General features: G+C 50.6%; 17 protein-coding genes. 8 read left to right on the top strand and 9 right to left on the bottom strand.

Going from position 1 to position 15,901, the window contains the following annotated elements; genetic code table 11:
- From P2W70_RS12875 to P2W70_RS12850, 6 genes are all read left to right on the top strand, one after another.
- On the top strand, positions 1-912 hold the full coding sequence (locus P2W70_RS12875) for an ABC transporter ATP-binding protein (protein WP_276481879.1): 912 nt from the start codon (positions 1-3) through the stop codon (positions 910-912).
- Between the two features lie 2 nt (positions 913-914).
- Positions 915-1,679: an ABC transporter permease gene (locus P2W70_RS12870; RefSeq protein ID WP_276481878.1), complete on the top strand. Its 765-nt coding sequence runs from the start codon at positions 915-917 to the stop codon at positions 1,677-1,679.
- A 35-nt stretch (positions 1,680-1,714) separates the two neighbouring features.
- A complete protein-coding gene (locus P2W70_RS12865; RefSeq protein WP_276481877.1) occupies positions 1,715-2,035 on the top strand; it encodes a hypothetical protein in 321 nt (106 codons plus the stop codon).
- A 133-nt stretch (positions 2,036-2,168) separates the two neighbouring features.
- Entirely contained in the window at positions 2,169-2,597 is a 429-nt protein-coding gene (locus P2W70_RS12860; protein ID WP_276481876.1) for a hypothetical protein, read from the top strand.
- Between the two features lie 10 nt (positions 2,598-2,607).
- Entirely contained in the window at positions 2,608-4,020 is a 1,413-nt protein-coding gene (locus tag P2W70_RS12855) for a TlpA family protein disulfide reductase (protein ID WP_276481875.1), read from the top strand.
- A 47-nt stretch (positions 4,021-4,067) separates the two neighbouring features.
- Positions 4,068-4,502: a hypothetical protein gene (locus tag P2W70_RS12850; RefSeq protein ID WP_276481874.1), complete on the top strand. Its 435-nt coding sequence runs from the start codon at positions 4,068-4,070 to the stop codon at positions 4,500-4,502.
- Positions 4,503-4,643: 141 nt separating this feature from the next.
- Here the strand turns inward: P2W70_RS12850 and P2W70_RS12845 are convergent, their stop codons facing one another.
- From P2W70_RS12845 to deoC, 3 genes are read right to left on the bottom strand one after another with little or no spacing between them, the layout of a single operon-like run.
- Positions 4,644-5,834, bottom strand: a complete 1,191-nt coding sequence (locus P2W70_RS12845) for a M20 metallopeptidase family protein (RefSeq protein WP_276481873.1) — start codon at positions 5,832-5,834, stop codon at positions 4,644-4,646.
- A 29-nt stretch (positions 5,835-5,863) separates the two neighbouring features.
- The gene (locus P2W70_RS12840) at positions 5,864-6,286 is read right to left on the bottom strand and encodes an SPOR domain-containing protein (protein WP_276481872.1); all 423 of its coding nucleotides are present in this window, start codon (positions 6,284-6,286) and stop codon (positions 5,864-5,866) included.
- Between the two features lie 41 nt (positions 6,287-6,327).
- Positions 6,328-7,002, bottom strand: a complete 675-nt coding sequence (gene deoC / locus P2W70_RS12835) for a deoxyribose-phosphate aldolase (protein WP_276481871.1) — start codon at positions 7,000-7,002, stop codon at positions 6,328-6,330.
- Between the two features lie 158 nt (positions 7,003-7,160).
- Between deoC and P2W70_RS12830 the strand changes: the two genes are divergently transcribed.
- Together P2W70_RS12830 and P2W70_RS12825 are read left to right on the top strand one after the other, a co-directional pair.
- Positions 7,161-10,229 (top strand): amidohydrolase family protein, encoded by a 3,069-nt coding sequence (locus P2W70_RS12830; protein ID WP_276481870.1) that lies wholly within the window; start codon positions 7,161-7,163, stop codon positions 10,227-10,229.
- 21 nt (positions 10,230-10,250) lie between these two features.
- The gene (locus P2W70_RS12825; protein WP_276481869.1) at positions 10,251-11,561 is read left to right on the top strand and encodes an amidohydrolase family protein; all 1,311 of its coding nucleotides are present in this window, start codon (positions 10,251-10,253) and stop codon (positions 11,559-11,561) included.
- Between the two features lie 80 nt (positions 11,562-11,641).
- On the opposite strand, the gene P2W70_RS12820 is transcribed toward P2W70_RS12825, so the two are convergent.
- The 6 genes from P2W70_RS12820 to P2W70_RS12795 form a co-directional block, all read right to left on the bottom strand.
- A complete protein-coding gene (locus P2W70_RS12820) occupies positions 11,642-12,583 on the bottom strand; it encodes a hypothetical protein (protein WP_276481868.1) in 942 nt (313 codons plus the stop codon).
- Between the two features lie 74 nt (positions 12,584-12,657).
- A complete protein-coding gene (locus P2W70_RS12815; protein WP_276481867.1) occupies positions 12,658-13,272 on the bottom strand; it encodes a helix-turn-helix domain-containing protein in 615 nt (204 codons plus the stop codon).
- Positions 13,273-13,531: 259 nt separating this feature from the next.
- Complete coding sequence (locus P2W70_RS12810) at positions 13,532-14,449, bottom strand: UbiA prenyltransferase family protein (protein WP_276481866.1); 918 nt, start codon at positions 14,447-14,449, stop codon at positions 13,532-13,534.
- A 130-nt stretch (positions 14,450-14,579) separates the two neighbouring features.
- Positions 14,580-14,771, bottom strand: a complete 192-nt coding sequence (locus P2W70_RS12805; protein WP_276481865.1) for a hypothetical protein — start codon at positions 14,769-14,771, stop codon at positions 14,580-14,582.
- Complete coding sequence (locus P2W70_RS12800; RefSeq protein WP_276481864.1) at positions 14,750-15,247, bottom strand: phosphatase domain-containing putative toxin; 498 nt, start codon at positions 15,245-15,247, stop codon at positions 14,750-14,752. The genes P2W70_RS12805 and P2W70_RS12800 overlap by 22 nt, the downstream gene beginning before the upstream one ends.
- Before the next feature lie 5 nt (positions 15,248-15,252).
- Positions 15,253-15,831 carry a hypothetical protein gene (locus P2W70_RS12795; protein WP_276481863.1) on the bottom strand — a complete coding sequence of 193 codons (579 nt, stop codon included), beginning with the start codon at positions 15,829-15,831 and terminating at the stop codon, positions 15,253-15,255.
- Between the last annotated feature and the right edge of the window lie 70 nt (positions 15,832-15,901).

Raw genomic sequence — 15,901 nt, 5'->3', positions numbered from 1 at the left:
ATGAGCAACCATATTATCGAGACCCAGCGGCTGGACTTTTTGTTCCGGTCCGGGCAACCCATCCTTCAACAATTGAGCCTGCAAGTACCAGCAGGAAGTATTTACGGTTTCCTCGGTCCTAATGGGGCGGGCAAAACCACCACACTGCGGCTGATACTTGGCCTGCTGAAAAAACAACAGGGCAGTGTGACCCTCTTCGGCAAGGAACTGGCGAGCAACCGTATCGAGATACTGAAACGCCTGGGCTCCCTGATCGAGCAACCTTCCTTATACCTGCACCTCACGGGCAGGGAGAACCTGGAGGTTTTCCGGTTATCGTACCAATGCCCAAAGCAAAGGGTAAATGAGGTGCTGGACATTGTAAAACTGAAAGATGTCGCCAACAAGAAAGCGAAGGCTTACTCGCTGGGCATGAAACAGCGACTGTCCATTGCCATCGCGTTGCTGCACGATCCCGAGTTGCTGATCCTCGATGAACCTACCAATGGCCTCGATCCCAGCGGTATCATCGAAACCCGTGAGTTGATCAAGACGCTCAATCGGGAGCATGGCAAAACGGTCATGGTATCGAGCCATATGTTGGCAGAAGTAGAAAAGATGGCTACACACGTAGGTATTATCAATAAAGGTAAGCTGCTGTTTCAGGGTACGCTACAGGATCTGCAAAAACTGAAATCGAATCAATCGGCCATCGAGATTGAAGTAAGTGATACGCTCAAAGCGAAACAGGTACTCAACGGTCATTACGCGGTAAAAGAAGTCAATGGTGCCCGGATGCTGGTGCATTTCGAGAGCCGAGAAAAAATGGCGCTCATGAATCGGACACTTGTACAGGAAGGGATAGATGTGTACCAAATGGCGATGACACAAAATGACCTGGAAAACCTATTCATTCAAATTACATCCGAATAACCATGGCCTCTTTTTTTATCAATACACGCGCGGAAATGCTGAAATGCCGTAAAACGGCTGCCTACTGGCTTACTATAATAGCAGGGACTATCGTGCCCATCATATCGTGGATCGTCCTTGTGGCAAATCCCGATGAAATGTTGAAGGAGTTTGAAACCGATGCCTGGCGCAACCTGATGAATCTGAACTGGCAGCCTGCTGCTGCGTTTTTCCTTCCAATGTACGTAGTATTGGTTACCAGCCTCGTGGTACAGATCGAATACCGCAACAATGCCTGGAAGCAGGTGTACGCCTCTCCACGCAGCTATGCTGATATTTTCTTTTCCAAGTTTGTGATCATACACCTGCTGGTACTGGCGTCGTTGTTGTTTTTCAACGTAACGATTATTTTAACGGGTTTGGCCGCCAGCGCTGTTAATAATGGATACAAATTCTCCGGTACGCCCATCCCCTGGTACGACATGCTGCTGGTAACCAGCAAGATTTATATTTCCGTATTGGCCATGACGGCCATCCAGTATTGGATCAGCCTGAGGCTACGCAATTATATAGCGCCGGTAGGCATTGGCCTGGCCTTGCTGATCACAGCGGTAATGATCATACAATGGAAAAAGATTGTTTATTATCCTTATGCATATACGGCGCTTACGTATTTCAGGAATCTCAATAAGGGAGGCATGAACCACCTGACTTATTCCTTCATCTGGTTTGCGGGCATACTGGCTCTTGGATTTCTGGATACCGTCAAGCGCAAAGAAAGAGGGTGATCGCATAAAGTATAGCCATGAAAAAATTATTTGTTATGAATCTCCTCGTACCGATCTTGTTGCTGTTGATGACGGTGATGTATGTGTCGCAACCCGTGGATGCTGCAGCCGATCAGCCATTATCCCCGCCTGATCTGCAGGTTCCCGGGCCGACGCTTACCGGCATGGACGTCACTAAGGCCGGATTGGCCAGGCAGCCAGCCGCTTCGGCGGCTACTGAAGCAGCCACGACGTCGGTACCCCTTCCGATCTTATCCATCGAGGTGAGTGAAAGGGTGGTAAATGGATCGGAGGCGGAAGTGGAGGCCATCGAATCGGCGGGTGTGCTAAACCGGTTGGAACTGTTCGAGTTTTGACACGGGATAGGGCATTTCCGTCACGCCAGGTGGGAAATTGGTGTATTTTGAAGAGCGCTCCATCAATAATTCTGTAAACTGCATTCAGATACGGTACTCAATAATGCCATTAACCAATCAAGTAGATATAGCCATGAAAAAGTTCCTTTCCGTATTGTTCGTTGCGCTCCTGCTGGCTGGTGCCAGTTTTGCCCAATGCGATAAGCATGTCGTGTATAGCTCCGAAAAGCAAGAATTTATTGGTACTGATGGTCAGGTAGAAGATATTAAGACGGATGCTTTGACGCTTGAATTCTCCCAGGGGAAGATCGTCCTGAACGCGCCCGGCAAAGGAGATGCTTTGACCGGGATCATTAAGGAAACCGATTGCCAGTGGAAGACCTTGTACAAAGAAGGGAAGGCCGTGTACAAACTGGATTTCCAGAAACCACAAAGTGATGAAACTTCCGGCGGTTCCATCACTATTGAAGCTAAAGACGGTGTACTCACCATTCTCGTGGAGATTGCCAAGATGGAAGGTCGTAAAGTGAAGCTGATCGTGTCCAAATACGAAGAAAAATAATCACCCTATCATGAAGTATTGGATCATCTGGGCGCTGGTCATAGGATCGGCCGGGCAATGCTTTGCCCAAAAGCCAACCTATATCACGGGTACGATCGATCACTTCGACAAAGACAGCGTGGTGGTCTCTGTGCTGGAAGACGCCGTCATACGGCAGATGCAGGTATTGAAGGTAGCTGTTACGCAGGGCCGGTTTCAGGCCCGAGCCACGATCAGCAAGTCCTGTCTCATCTCTATCAGTGATGGCGAGTTCTATGTGAATGGTATGGTGGATGCCGGCGATAGCCTGGTGATCCATTTCGATGCGGCGGCGCCGCGTAGTTCGGTGCGGGCTGAAGGCCGTGGCCGGGAAGCATTTGGGCTGATGAATGGTCTGACCAATAATACGATTTCTGCTGCTATCAATGCGGCGGTGCCTCAGGCGAAGACTACTCCCTCTCCGCTCGATTACCTGCATCGGTTGGTGGATTCTGCGCAGCAGCATTACCTGCAGCAGCTGGCATTGATCAAACCAATTCTTCGTAGGGAGGCTGCACAATTGTTGGAAGGTGAGATCAAAGGCGCGTTGCTGTATAAGCGCTACAACCTGGTGGGGCCGGTGTACAACGAGACGGCTATACAGGCGGCCAGCCGCCAGGAACAAATAAGCCCAGCCGTGTTACTATACCTGCTCAATCCTATGCAGTTCGATGGCGCTTTTGCGGAGTCGGGCACTTATATCAACAACGTGCGATCACTGATCAATATGCATTACGATGCACTGGTGATGGCGGGTAAGCGGAGCAATAGTAGAGCCGACAAATACCGTTATGCCGACAGTGTGTTGCCGGTTTCCTTGCGCCAGCCGGTATTGACGCTGTTCCTGTTGGGAGATATCCGGGAAGATTTGTCGCGGGAAGAATTTGTGGTTTTGGAACAATTGGTCTTCCGTCAGAAAGATGTGGCCCGTTACCGTGATTTTGTGGTGGGCAAATATGATGCAGGTAAAGCGATGCAAGACGGTATGCCGGCACCCGACTTCCTGGTGGAGGATGAAAAGGGGCAACCGGTTCGTCTGGCAGACCTGAAAGGAAAGACGGTGTATGTCGATTTTTGGTTTGGCGCCTGTGGTCCCTGTCATGTTTTATTCAAGGACATCGCTCCGGTGAAGAAACACTTTAAAGACAACGACAAGGTAATTTTTCTAACAGTATCTGTCGATAACAACGTGACGTGGAAGAAGGCAATAAAGCAATTTGGGGTGGAAGGTTACCATGTATTCACACAGGACCAGGAGCGGGCACATCCCATGATCCGGGACTACCGGGTGGATGGTTATCCTACCACGTTGGTGATCGGTCCGGATGGTAAGATCGCTGTTACCCGGCCTGCACGCACGGCCGATGCGCTGATTGCGCAGTTGAACTCGGTATTAATGCCTTAAATATATTCCGGCCTGTGCCGGGTTTAACCTCCAAAAAGTATCAGCAAATGAAAAAAGAGATCGTTGACTACATTGGCTGCCTCTTGTTTGGCAACCAGGATACCGCCGGCACAGGCGGGCAATTGCACCTGCACAGTGAAAAGCAATTCCGTGTAGGTGCGGATGGGAGGTTGGAGAATGCCGCCTCTGTATTGACTGATATTACGGTCGACCAGCAGACCATTTACCTGCATTATGTATTGCCCGATGGATCGGTAGCGCGTTTTGCGAATGCCGTGAAGCAGGTTGATTGTACCTTGAATGCCGACTATACCATCGGCAGCATAGTGTACGAAGCGGAACCTTTACAGGGCGCATCAACAGGTGGTGAACCCGGCAGTCTGCTCTTTACATTGCAATGCGAAGAAGATGTGGTGCGATTTTATGAAGATCAGCGTGGGAAGGCAGGGTATGCCAATCGTGTGTTGTTCGAGATCTGTTGATAATAATTGTTTTCTATACGCAAGTTAACCTCTGTTAACACGGGGCGGGTTTTCACCTGCCCTTTCACTTAACGATAGTGTTTGAAAAGCAACAGCCTCCCGGGAAGGAGGCTGTTCTATTAAATTTTGTTTGATGATTGCTTAGTCGATCTGTGCGTTGGCACCTAGCCAGGCCATCATACCAATGCCTTTTTCGATCGCGCTTTCATCGATGTTGAAGGTGGGGGTATGTACACCGGAGGTGATGCCTTTGGCTTCATTCATGACACCGAGGCGATAGAAGCAACCGGGTATGAGTTGCGTATAATAACCAAAGTCTTCGGCGCCCATGCGCATTTCGGTGGTCTCTACATGTTCGGCGCCGATGAATTCCTCGGCCAGTTTGCGGGCTGAAGCGGTAAGGCCTTCGTGGTTATATACGGTAGGGTAACCAACATCGATGTGCAGGTCGATCTCGCCGCCCATGGCATGTACCAGTCCGATGGCATTGTTGCGGATGAGCTCATGGGCTTTAAAGCGCCAGGCCTCATCGAGGGCGCGGAAGGTGCCCATCAGTTTCACTTCGCTGGGGATCACATTGGTGGTATGACCGCCCTGGATCGAGCAAATGGAGAGTACGGAAGGAGAGAGTGGATTGCAGTTGCGGCTGATAATCTGCTGCAGGCTCACGATGAGATGCGAGGCAATCAGGATCGTATCTACCGTGAGGTGTGGGGCGGCTGCGTGGCCGCCTTTGCCTTTGATGGTGATATAGATCTCGTCGGCACTGGCCATGACCTGTCCGCCACGGAAACTGAGTTGTCCTACCTGCAATTGCGGATGCACGTGCAAACCAAAGATGGCTTGCGGTGCAGGGTTGGTCAGTACGCCTTCTTTGATGAGGATGCTGGCACCGCCGGGATTGCGTTCTTCGCCGGGTTGAAAGATTAGCTTCACGGTGCCTTCCCACTCGTCTTTCAGTTCCTGCAATATTTTGGCTGCACCCAGCAGGCAGGTGGTATGAACATCGTGGCCGCATGCGTGCATAATGCCATCGCGGGTAGATTTGTAAGGAATATCGTTTGCTTCAAGAATGGGGAGGGCGTCGATGTCTGCGCGCAGGGCGATCACCCGCTTATCGGGATTTTTCCCCTGGATAAGTCCCACCACACCCGTGGTGGCCATCACCTGGAAGGGGATGCCGTATTCAGTAAGTTTTTCTTGAATGAATTGTGATGTCTCTACCTCCTGGTAGCTCAATTCGGGATGGGCATGCAGATGATGCCGTATTTCAATGAATCCCGGGGCATAGGAATTAGCCAGGCTATGGATCTTTTGTTTCAGGCTGCTCATGCCCCAAAAGTAAAGCTTCTGACCGACACTTAGTTGGCTGCGGGGTCAGGATTCACTTCGATCGTATCTCTCACTACATAAACACCCGAGGGGAAATAACGCTGGAGGGTAACGATGAAATCGTCGGCATCTTTGCGTTCGCGGAAATTGCCGGCTTTCAATTTGTAAAATGGCGCCTGGTACATCAGATATACGGGTACCTCGGGCATTTCCTGGTACAGTTTGGATTTTGCATTCATGGCTTTGTTGCGATCATTGGTACTGACCACAAGAATACGAAAGCCCGGTACAAAGCGGCGGGCATTGCGCGTAGTGATCTCGTTGATCTCGATCTGCTTTTTGACGAGCAGGTCGATGCGGGGATCTTTGTGTACGACGATCGAGTTGGTATCTGTCTGCGCCAGGGCATTGGCGCTGATGAATAAGCCGATTATAATAAAGAGTTGTTTCATGTTTGTGCTGTTTATAGGGCAATAATCATGCTGGGATCTGCCTAGTATCCGCTGTTACCGGCAGCTTTGGCGCCGGTGACGATCGCGACGCTGGCGCTGCAGCCCAACCGGGTGGCGCCTGCCGCTACCAACTCCTGAGCAAACTCAAAGGTGCGGATGCCGCCTGATGCCTTGATCTGTATGGAAGACGGCAAGTGTTGCCGCATGAGTTGCACTGCGGCCACGCTGGCGCCTTTTTCTGCATAGCCGGTAGAAGTTTTAACAAAATCTACGTTGGCGGCTGTATAGAGATTGCAACATACAACGATCTCGGCGTCGGTCAAAATGCCACTTTCTATGATCACTTTTACCAGTCTGCCGTTTTGGTGCGCCAGGGCTACGATAGGTTCTATCTCCGCTGTGAGGTAAGCGGTATCAGCTGCCCGCAATGCCACCAGGTTGATCACCACATCCAGCTCATCGGCCCCGTCGGCAGTGGCCTGTTCTGCTTCTGCCAGCTTGGCGGCAGGTACCGAATACCCAAACGGAAATCCGATCACGGTAGCCACTTTAACGTCGCTACCGGTCAAATATTTTTTTGCCCCGCTTACACAGGGAGGTGGTACACATACGGCTGCGAAACGATAATTCCTGGCCTCCTCGCATAGCTGATTTATGTCATTTGAGGTAGCGGTGGGTTTCAGCAGGGTATGGTCGATGTATTGGGCAATATTCATATAAATACGATCAATTTTAATGCTGCATGAGCAGGAAATGATGGCTATCAGCGTCTCATGGGAAGTTATTTGCCGGGAAGGCAATTTTTTATGTGGTCTAAATTACAGCATTTGGCTAAATTGGACCTTTAAGCACAGATTAAAAAACCAACCAGCATATGAGAAAACGCAGGCTAAGTCCGCCAGGGAGAGCTCTTTCCCTGATGGGGCTGTTACTCGCATTAAAAGTTTCTACTCTGGCCCAGTCCACGTTTCCGGTAAACGGCGTGGCGGACCCCAAAAACGGCTACTACGCTTTTACCAACGCAACGATCGTTAAAGATGCACAAACCACCCTCAGCAATGCAACGCTGGTGATCCGGGATGGCAAGATCGTGTCGGTAGGCGCCAATATCGCAGCTCCCAAAGATGCTGTTGTAGTGGATTGCAAAGGCAAATTTATTTACCCCTCATTCATCGACGCCTATTCCGATTACGGCATTACTGCGCCAACGCGCACCTTCGGTGGTTTCAATTTCAATCAGCCTGCTCAGATCACTTCCAACCAGAAGGGTGCTTTCGGTTGGAACCAGGCAATTCGTGCTGATGTAGAAGGAGCCAAGTTGTTCAATGCAGATGAAGCCAAGGCAAAAACATTACGTGACATCGGTTTTGGCACCGTGCTTACCCATCAGAAAGATGGTATTGCCCGTGGTACCGGCGCCGTTGTTACCCTGGCCAATGAAAAAGAAAACCTGGTGTTGCTGAAGGAGAAAGCTTCTGCACATTATTCTTTGAATAAAGGCGTATCTACCCAAAGCTATCCCAGCTCTATGATGGGGGTAATTGCCCTGCTGCGCCAGTCGTATATCGATGCGGCCTGGTATAAATCTAATCCGGCCAAGGAAGGTACCAACCTTACATTGAAAGCCTGGAACGATAACCAGTCGCTGCCCCAAATCCTCGAAGCCAATGATAAATGGAATGTACTGCGGGCCGATCGCGTGGGCGACGAGTTTGGTGTACAATACATCATCAAGGCGGGTGGCAACGAATACCAGCGTATCAAAGAAATGGCAGAAACCAAGGCTGCCTTTATCCTGCCGCTGAACTATCCTACCGCGATGGACGTGGAAGATCCCAACGACATTCGTTTTACGGGTCTCGACGACATGAAGCATTGGGAACTGGCGCCTACGAACGCCGGTGCTTTCGAAAAAGCGAACATCACTTTCTGTCTTACGACTTCCGACCTGGCCAATGTAGGCGATTTCTTCGCCAACCTGCGCAAGGCGATCGAATATGGCTTGTCTGAAACCAAGGCCCTCGAAGCGTTGACCAAAACGCCGGCCACCCTGCTCGGTATTGCCGACAAAACGGGTAGTCTGGACGCTGGCAAGCTGGCCAACTTCCTGGTTACTTCAGGACCTATCTTCCAGGAAAAAACGGTGGTATTCCAAAACTGGGTACAAGGCCGTAAGTACGGTGTAAAAGAAGATGGCTGGAACGATGTGAAGGGTACTTATAAACTCGCCGCCAACACGGCTACCGGCGCCAAATCATGGGCGGTAGAGTTGAAGGATGGTGGTGTAGCTTCATTTGTAGCTGGTGATACCCTGACCGGCAAATACACCTATGATGGCAAACTGGTGAAGCTCAGCTTTACCGAAGGTCGTGGCCCGCGCGCTACGGAAACCGTTATGAGTGGTGTAGCCAGCGGTGATGTATGGAATGGTGCCGGCCGTGATGGTGCAGGCAACAAGTTTACCTGGACCGCGACTTTGGAAAAAGCGGCAGTAGCCAAAGCCGACAGTGTGAGACCCCGCCAACCCCTGCAACTGGGCAAGGTTACCTTCCCCTTCCTGGCTTATGGTACGGAAGAAGTAGCTAAGCAGGAAACCATCCTGATCAAAAATGCAACAGTATGGACCAGCGAAAAAGATGGTAAACTGGAAGGTACCGATGTACTGGTTATCGGTGGCAAGATCAATAAGATCGGCAAGAACCTGTCGGCTGCCGGTGCCAAGGTGATCGACGGTACAGGCAAACACCTGACTGCCGGTATCATCGACGAGCACTCACACATCGCTGCAGCTTCTATCAATGAAGGAGCACAGAGCGTTACTTCTGAAGTGCGTATTTCCGATAACCTGAATCCTGAAGATATCAATATCTATCGTCAGCTGAGCGGTGGTGTAACTACTTCTCACATCCTGCACGGATCGGCCAATACGATCGGTGGTCAGACCCAATTGATCAAACTGCGTTGGGGTGGCAGCGACGAAGACCTGAAGTTCAAAGGTTCCGATCCTTTCATCAAGTTTGCCCTCGGTGAAAACGTTAAGCGCAGTAGTTCCAGCGCGAACAATCGTTTCCCCGATAGCCGTATGGGTGTTGAGCAGGTGTTGAACGATGCCTTCCAACGTGCCAAAGACTATGAAGCTGCCCTGAAGGCCAAGAAGCCCGGTGTACGTCGTGACCTCGAACTGGATGCGCTGGTGGAGATCATGAACAAAAAGCGTTTCATCACCATGCACTCTTATGTGCAAAGTGAGATCACGGCGGCTTTGCGGGTGGCCGAGAAATTTGGTTTCCGCATCAATACGCTGACCCACATCCTGGAAGGATACAAAGTGGCCGACAAGATGAAGGCACATGGCGTGAATGCTTCTACGTTCAGCGACTGGTGGCAGTATAAGATGGAAGTGGTAGACGCCATTCCCTACAATGCGGCGATCATGACGCGTGTAGGCCTCAATGTAGCGATCAACTCCGACGATGCCGAGATGGCCCGTCGCCTGAACCAGGAAGCTGGTAAGATCGTGAAATATGGTGGTGTTTCTGAAGAAGAGGCGCTAAAGATGGTTACCATCAACCCGGCTAAGATGCTGCACGTCGACGATAAAGTGGGTAGCATTAAAGTGGGTAAAGACGCCGACCTCGTATTGTGGAGCAATAACCCGTTGAGCATTTATGCGGTAGCAGAAAAGACTATTGTAGATGGTACCCTGTATTTCGATCGTGAGAAAGACAAGGAACTGCGTGCGGCTATCCAGGCCGAGCGTACCCGGTTGATCTCGAAGCTGGCGGCTGCCAAGCGCACCCCAGGTGCCGGTGGCGCTCCTGCTGGTGGTTTTGGTCGTCCAAGACCGCGCTACGAAGTGATACAGGCTTGTATGGATCACCTGCACAGCCATGGTCTGCTGGCCATTACCGAAGAAGAGGCCGAACTGCTCAACGAAAAATAACCCTGAAAAAAGAACTTCATTATGAAAAGAATATTCTTCACGATATTATTGGGTAGCTGGGTAGTGACCAATGTTTCTGCACAAGAAACGGTGTACCCTGCATCCGCCCAAAATGAGACCATCGCGCTCACCAATGCCACCGTGCACGTGGGTAATGGCCAGGTCATTGAAAATGGCATGGTTGTATTTTCAAAAGGCAAGATCACTGAGGTAAAGCCGACAGCTGCCGTATCCGGCGCTAAGGTGGTCGATTGCAAAGGCAAGCATATTTATCCCGGACTGATCCTGTCGCAATCGAATGTAGGGTTGGTAGAAGTGGGTAGCGTGCGTGCCACGGTCGATGAAAACGAGCTGGGTGAACTGAATCCCAATATCCGCTCGCTGGTAGCTTATAATACCGATTCCAAAGTGACCAATACCTTGCGCAACAATGGTATCCTGCTGGCCAACATCGTACCGGGTGGTGGTGTACTGTCTGGTAGTTCTTCCGTGGTACAACTCGATGCCTGGAACTGGGAAGATGCTGCTTACCTGCCCGACAATGCGATTCAATTCCGCATGCCTTCGCTGATGTTGCGGGGCGGTGGTCGTGGTGGCTTTGGCCGCTTTGGCGCCCAACAGCCTGCCGGTGATCCCATCAAGCGTGCGCTCGATCAGATCGAAAGTGTAAAAGTATTTTTCCGTGAAGCCAAGGCTTATTATGAAGAAGCCAGCCACGAAGAGACCAATACCAAGTACGAAGCGGTGAAAGGTCTGTTTACTAAAAAGCAGAAGCTTTTTGTACACTGCAATATTGTCAAGGAAATGCTGGTGGCCATTGATTTTGCCAGGGAATTCGGTTTCGACGTGGTGATCGTTGGTGGTTCTGAAAGCTTCCAGATCGCAGACCTGTTGAAGCAAAACAACATCGCGGTGATCCTGGAGCAAATGCACAGTTTGCCGACCATGGTAGACGATGATGTAGACCAACCTTACAAAACTCCTGCTGCTTTGCAAAAAGCTGGCGTGTTGTTTGCAATCAATGACGATGATGGTAACACCCGTCAACGTAACCTCGCTTTCAATGCGGGTACGGCGGCAGCTTATGGCCTTAGCAAAGAAGAGGCCCTGGCCGCAGTGTCACTCAACGCAGCGAAGATCCTTGGTGTAGGCGACAAAACCGGCTCTATCGAAGCTGGTAAAGATGCAAACATCCTCGTATGCGACGGTGACTTGCTCGATATGCGCAGCAACCTTATCCTTAATGCCTTCATACAAGGTCGTGAGATCAATCTTACCGACAAGCACAAGCAATTGTATGAGCGCTACAAGTACAAATATGGATTGAAATAATTTCAATCCGTACCCCATGACAACGGTCCCGCCGCAAGGTTGGACCGTTTTTTTATGGCTGTCGACGGCATTTTCTTCCCTTAATAAACCATGAATATTTTCGCCCGTGTGTCCAACACAAGCCGGTGGTGCAGGAGTAGTTTGTTGCCCGTCATGCCGCCGATGCCCATGCGCATCATCTGCTGGGCCTGGCCAGCGTTGGCGCCTTCTATCCAGGTAACCTGGCGGATGGGGAGTCGCAGGCCTGCCAGTGAGATACTATCCCGGGTGTCGAATGTGTGGGCGGTTAATGTACGCCCCCAGGATTGGACGGGGTAGCTGGTTTGCCGGGTGCTGTCGATGGCCAGTTGGTGGCAGGTAGCTTTGTCGATCAGGAGGGGAAAGGCGCTGGAGCCGGAATCAAAATAGAGAATGGTTTGCTTGCCCGATAAGTTAGCTGGCAGTAGTATGCGACGCATGGCGTAGTGAAAGGCGCGTGCCTGGTGGGCCTGCCAGTTGGCGGGTAAGCTATCGCTGATGGTGAGTTGCAGGTGCTGGTAGTCGAGCGTTACCACTTTATGGTCGATCAGGTCGGTACCGATGGTGCCGATGATCAGTGGTTCATTCGGAGCGATGATCGAATCTCCGTGGTTGATCACTGCGATCTTTTGTGCAGTAAGCGGAAGTTTACCGGCTTTGAAACCAAACTGGTAGAGGGTGTCGGTCAGGTTCTTGCCATAACTGGTTTTGGGAAAAAGGCGATGTACTGCTTGCAGTGGTTGTCGGTACAATAATGTGTAGGGAGAGCCGGTATCGAATTGCATGTATAGGGTGCGGGTGCATCCGGGTAGCGATACGGGGATCAACAGGCTGGCCTGGGGCTCCCATTGTTGGTGGAGGCTATCGCCTTTCCAGTGCAGGGGGAGGGTGAAGGTTCCCGCCGGGTAGGAGAGATAGTTGGGTAAGGTGGATGGCTGGGGTGTCTGGGCCTGGGTAAGGCGGACGGTTGCCAGGAGCAGGGCGAGGCAAATGAGTTTTTTCATGCGGGCAAAATACTGCTGAAACTGGTGGGGTACACCCGACAAAGGCCCGTCATTTACCTGACATTATTTGATTATCAGCCTCTTATAAGCGACGCGCGGTGATGGTTCCGCAGGCGGAAGGCGGTGGTGCCGATGATGAAAGCATTCAGAATATACATACCAGCAAAGATCCAGAGATAATTGAGGAGGTAGCTTTTGCCCAACCAGTTGACCAGAACCAGGTTGTATATGAGGGTCAGCAACATCAGTAAATGGGTGCTGACGGTCCAGTAGATTTGGTGGCGGATAATCCGCTGACCGGTTGTCTGCAGGGTATCGTCCTTTTGTTTTTTCTTCCTGAGCAGAAAAATAGGAATGAGAAAATGTACGAAGGGCACCACGAGGTAAGAAAAGGCGGAGAGGTTGAGTAGCTGGAGAAAGTGACCAGTTTCGGAACGGTTGGCCGATTCAGGTTCCTGTACTACCATGGCTTCATGGCAGCTCTTGAGGCATGTCCGAACGGGGATGAACTCTTCGAACGGCATGTTCAGGGCGGCGGCGATGGCCTTCAGGGTGTAATCACGTGGTATGCTGTCATCGTTTTCTATGCGTTGAACAGTACGTACGGTGATCGTTGCTCTTTCTGCCAGTTGTTCTTGCGTAAGACCTTTACTCTTTCTGGCACTTACTACTTTATGTCCGAGACTCATGGTTGTTGAACTATCATTAGGGTACTCCATAAGCAAAGCCGGTGCCACCGGCTAAGTATCACTTACGAGTTGCTGATACAAAGATAGTCGGCGTGTTGCATTACTGGAAATATTGTGCAGCCCTTTACGGGTTCTTACTTATGCAGGATGTGGAAAATACTACCTAAGATATTATATATTAATAGGTTGTCGCGGTTTTAATCGCTGATTGCTGTGATTAATAAACGAGATTTTAATGTTGGCGACTTCTAAGAAACGGTTAAAAAAGCCACATGGCCAGGCTGCCGCAGAGTGCTTTCACGAGCATCAGCCCGTCGATGATGAACAGATAGTACAGGATGGATTTGCGTTGGGAGAGTGACCAGGCTACCCGGATCAAGGCGATGAAGGGAATCACGTTGAGAGCGATGCGATAAGGATTGAAGTGCATGGCTACGGTAAAGAGAAGCAGTGATACCAATCCCACCACGCAAAGTGGAATGATGATGTAGAAGATGGTTTTACGCAAGCCGGCTTTTACCACGAAGGTTTTCAACTGCAGGTTGTAGTCGACGGCATAATCCTTAATATCGAACATGATACAGAGCACGGTGATGAACATAAAGTTCTTGAGGAAGAACCAGGCGCCGATGAGGGAGGGCTGGTAGACAAGTCCATGTTCTATATGGTAAAACAGGATGGGGTATACGGTAACGAGGCCGGCCCAGGCGAAGCCGATCACAAAGGGTTTGAGCCAGCCGGTATTACGCAGACTGAAACGGCCGAGTTTGCGGTGATTGAATCCATAATACAAGGCCGCTGTTACCGGAAATACAAGAATCAGGAACCAGGTGCGTGAGGGCTGTTGCAGGAGGTGGTGCCAGTTGTGGTACAGCAGGTAGGTGCTGCCGATGGCCAGGATCACTGTAAGCATAATTTGCGAGTAAAACACCCATTTCCTGAATTGGATATACCACTTTGTGCGTTTGTTGCTGGTTTCTACGGCTACTTCCGTAATATAAGCTTTGGTGTAGTAGAGAATGGTGGCGCAGAAGACGAGGAAATAGTACAGTAGGCTGTTCAGGGGCACCAATTGTTGCAGACTGGATTCGATGGATAGGGCGACGGCACAGATGCCGTAAAAGTAGTTGCCAAAGAAAATAAAGCGGACCGCGGCATGTCCAAATGAGTTTTTCAATGGTATAGCGTCCTCTTTTACTGATTGCTGCAAATTGTCGGCGATTAAGCACCGGAAAGTTACGTCAAATGGCCAGAGCGGGCAAATGTGGGTGGGTGAAGTGCGCCTGGAACATGGGGTGTTGGCGCCGTTACTGCTGTGCGACCGGCTCACGTTTCCAGGCCAGGACTTTCACCCCACGTGAATAATGTATGAGGTCGGGTGGGCGGATGAGTGAGATGCCACCGAGGTTGTAATCTGTTTGGAGCCGGCTTACCTGTACTTCCTGTAAGGGCCAGGGCAGGTGGTGGAGGCGCTGAATTATTTGTTGGATGGTTTCCATGCTAAAAGCCATTTGGATTGTTCTGGTGTATCTGGTACAGATAGGCCGCGAGCTTTGCTGATATCGCCAATCAGTTCCTTTCGTGAATATCCCAGTTGCAATAATACACATCCTGCGATAATCGATGAGCGACCGATACCCATGCGGCAATGAATGACGATGGTGGCTCCATTGTGGAACTGCTCTGTTAGCTCATCGATGAGTATGCGCGTTTTTTCAATACTGTTTGGCAGGCCCCGGTAGGGGATGGGGTAGTTGATATACCGGATGCTGGCTGCTGTGCTGAGCGCTTCTTCCCTAAGCAGGCCGAGCCCCCTTATTTCTGCAGGTTCCAATAGGGACACGATGATCTGTACGCCCTGTTTCCGGAATTGTTCCATTTCCTCGGCCAGCCATTCGCCGCCCCGCGGGCGGGCCATGATGCCCAGCCTGGTGTTGGTGGATGATAGGTGCAGCCAATGGATTTTTGTGTACATAAATATTAACCTCCTGAAGTGTCGTCTTCAAATTCTATGACCTGTTCCAACAGGAACAGGCTGCAAAAAAGTAGCCGCAGGCTATCTCCATGTAACGTTACAGTGCCTTCCAGTTCTCCCTTGTACAACCGGGGGCGCTTGTACCAGGGTTGTGGACGCGTGATCCGGACATCAAAATGAACAGATTGCTCCAGGTTGCCCATCCATACGTCGAGGTTGTCTATCTGAGGACGGCTACCCAACTTGCAACTACCTGCCTTTTTCGTCCGGTATACGGCATCACCCAGAAACAGTTTTCCGTAGGGCGTCCAGGAGCTTGAATAATGTTGCCGGTCGTATCCACCAAATGGCTGTTGCGTTTTCTGGTCTATGATGGGATATAAAGTTCGCCGGAAAGCCCGTCGAACGTAATCGATCCTTACATCTTCATCGTCATAGGCATAAAAAGCAACTTCGTCACTGATAAAGAATTGGCCGATTTTTTTTTCCTCTTGCCAAACTTTGTACATGGCGCAATACTCCAGCCGGCCATACCCAGCCATGTAATGGGGTTCCAGTATTTCTTTCCGGAGTTGGTACTGCATAGGCTGGTTTAGGTGTTCATCCATTGGTTGATATAGATGAATGGGCGGATGATCTCCAGTTTGAGAATCC

The organism is Paraflavitalea pollutisoli (genome assembly GCF_029360705.1).
Taxonomy (GTDB): Bacteria; Bacteroidota; Bacteroidia; order Chitinophagales; family Chitinophagaceae; genus Paraflavitalea; species Paraflavitalea pollutisoli.
The sequence above is the reverse complement of the archived record's forward strand: the minus strand, read 5'-3'. Positions and strand labels throughout refer to the sequence as shown.

Excerpts from the sequence above, each read along its gene's own strand:
- P2W70_RS12800 (WP_276481864.1), bottom strand. The coding sequence starts at position 15,247 with ATGTACACAAAAATCCATTGGCTGCACCTATCATCCACCAACACCAGG.
- P2W70_RS12795 (WP_276481863.1), bottom strand. The coding sequence starts at position 15,831 with ATGCAGTACCAACTCCGGAAAGAAATACTGGAACCCCATTACATGGCT.
- P2W70_RS12870 (WP_276481878.1), top strand. The coding sequence starts at position 915 with ATGGCCTCTTTTTTTATCAATACACGCGCGGAAATGCTGAAATGCCGT.
- deoC (WP_276481871.1), bottom strand. The coding sequence starts at position 7,002 with ATGAATATTGCCCAATACATCGACCATACCCTGCTGAAACCCACCGCT.
- P2W70_RS12805 (WP_276481865.1), bottom strand. The coding sequence starts at position 14,771 with ATGGAAACCATCCAACAAATAATTCAGCGCCTCCACCACCTGCCCTGG.
- P2W70_RS12820 (WP_276481868.1), bottom strand. The coding sequence starts at position 12,583 with ATGAAAAAACTCATTTGCCTCGCCCTGCTCCTGGCAACCGTCCGCCTT.
- P2W70_RS12815 (WP_276481867.1), bottom strand. The coding sequence starts at position 13,272 with ATGAGTCTCGGACATAAAGTAGTAAGTGCCAGAAAGAGTAAAGGTCTT.
- P2W70_RS12825 (WP_276481869.1), top strand. The coding sequence starts at position 10,251 with ATGAAAAGAATATTCTTCACGATATTATTGGGTAGCTGGGTAGTGACC.
- P2W70_RS12875 (WP_276481879.1), top strand. The coding sequence starts at position 1 with ATGAGCAACCATATTATCGAGACCCAGCGGCTGGACTTTTTGTTCCGG.
- P2W70_RS12840 (WP_276481872.1), bottom strand. The coding sequence starts at position 6,286 with ATGAAACAACTCTTTATTATAATCGGCTTATTCATCAGCGCCAATGCC.
- P2W70_RS12850 (WP_276481874.1), top strand. The coding sequence starts at position 4,068 with ATGAAAAAAGAGATCGTTGACTACATTGGCTGCCTCTTGTTTGGCAAC.
- P2W70_RS12855 (WP_276481875.1), top strand. The coding sequence starts at position 2,608 with ATGAAGTATTGGATCATCTGGGCGCTGGTCATAGGATCGGCCGGGCAA.
- P2W70_RS12860 (WP_276481876.1), top strand. The coding sequence starts at position 2,169 with ATGAAAAAGTTCCTTTCCGTATTGTTCGTTGCGCTCCTGCTGGCTGGT.
- P2W70_RS12865 (WP_276481877.1), top strand. The coding sequence starts at position 1,715 with ATGAATCTCCTCGTACCGATCTTGTTGCTGTTGATGACGGTGATGTAT.
- P2W70_RS12845 (WP_276481873.1), bottom strand. The coding sequence starts at position 5,834 with ATGAGCAGCCTGAAACAAAAGATCCATAGCCTGGCTAATTCCTATGCC.
- P2W70_RS12830 (WP_276481870.1), top strand. The coding sequence starts at position 7,161 with ATGAGAAAACGCAGGCTAAGTCCGCCAGGGAGAGCTCTTTCCCTGATG.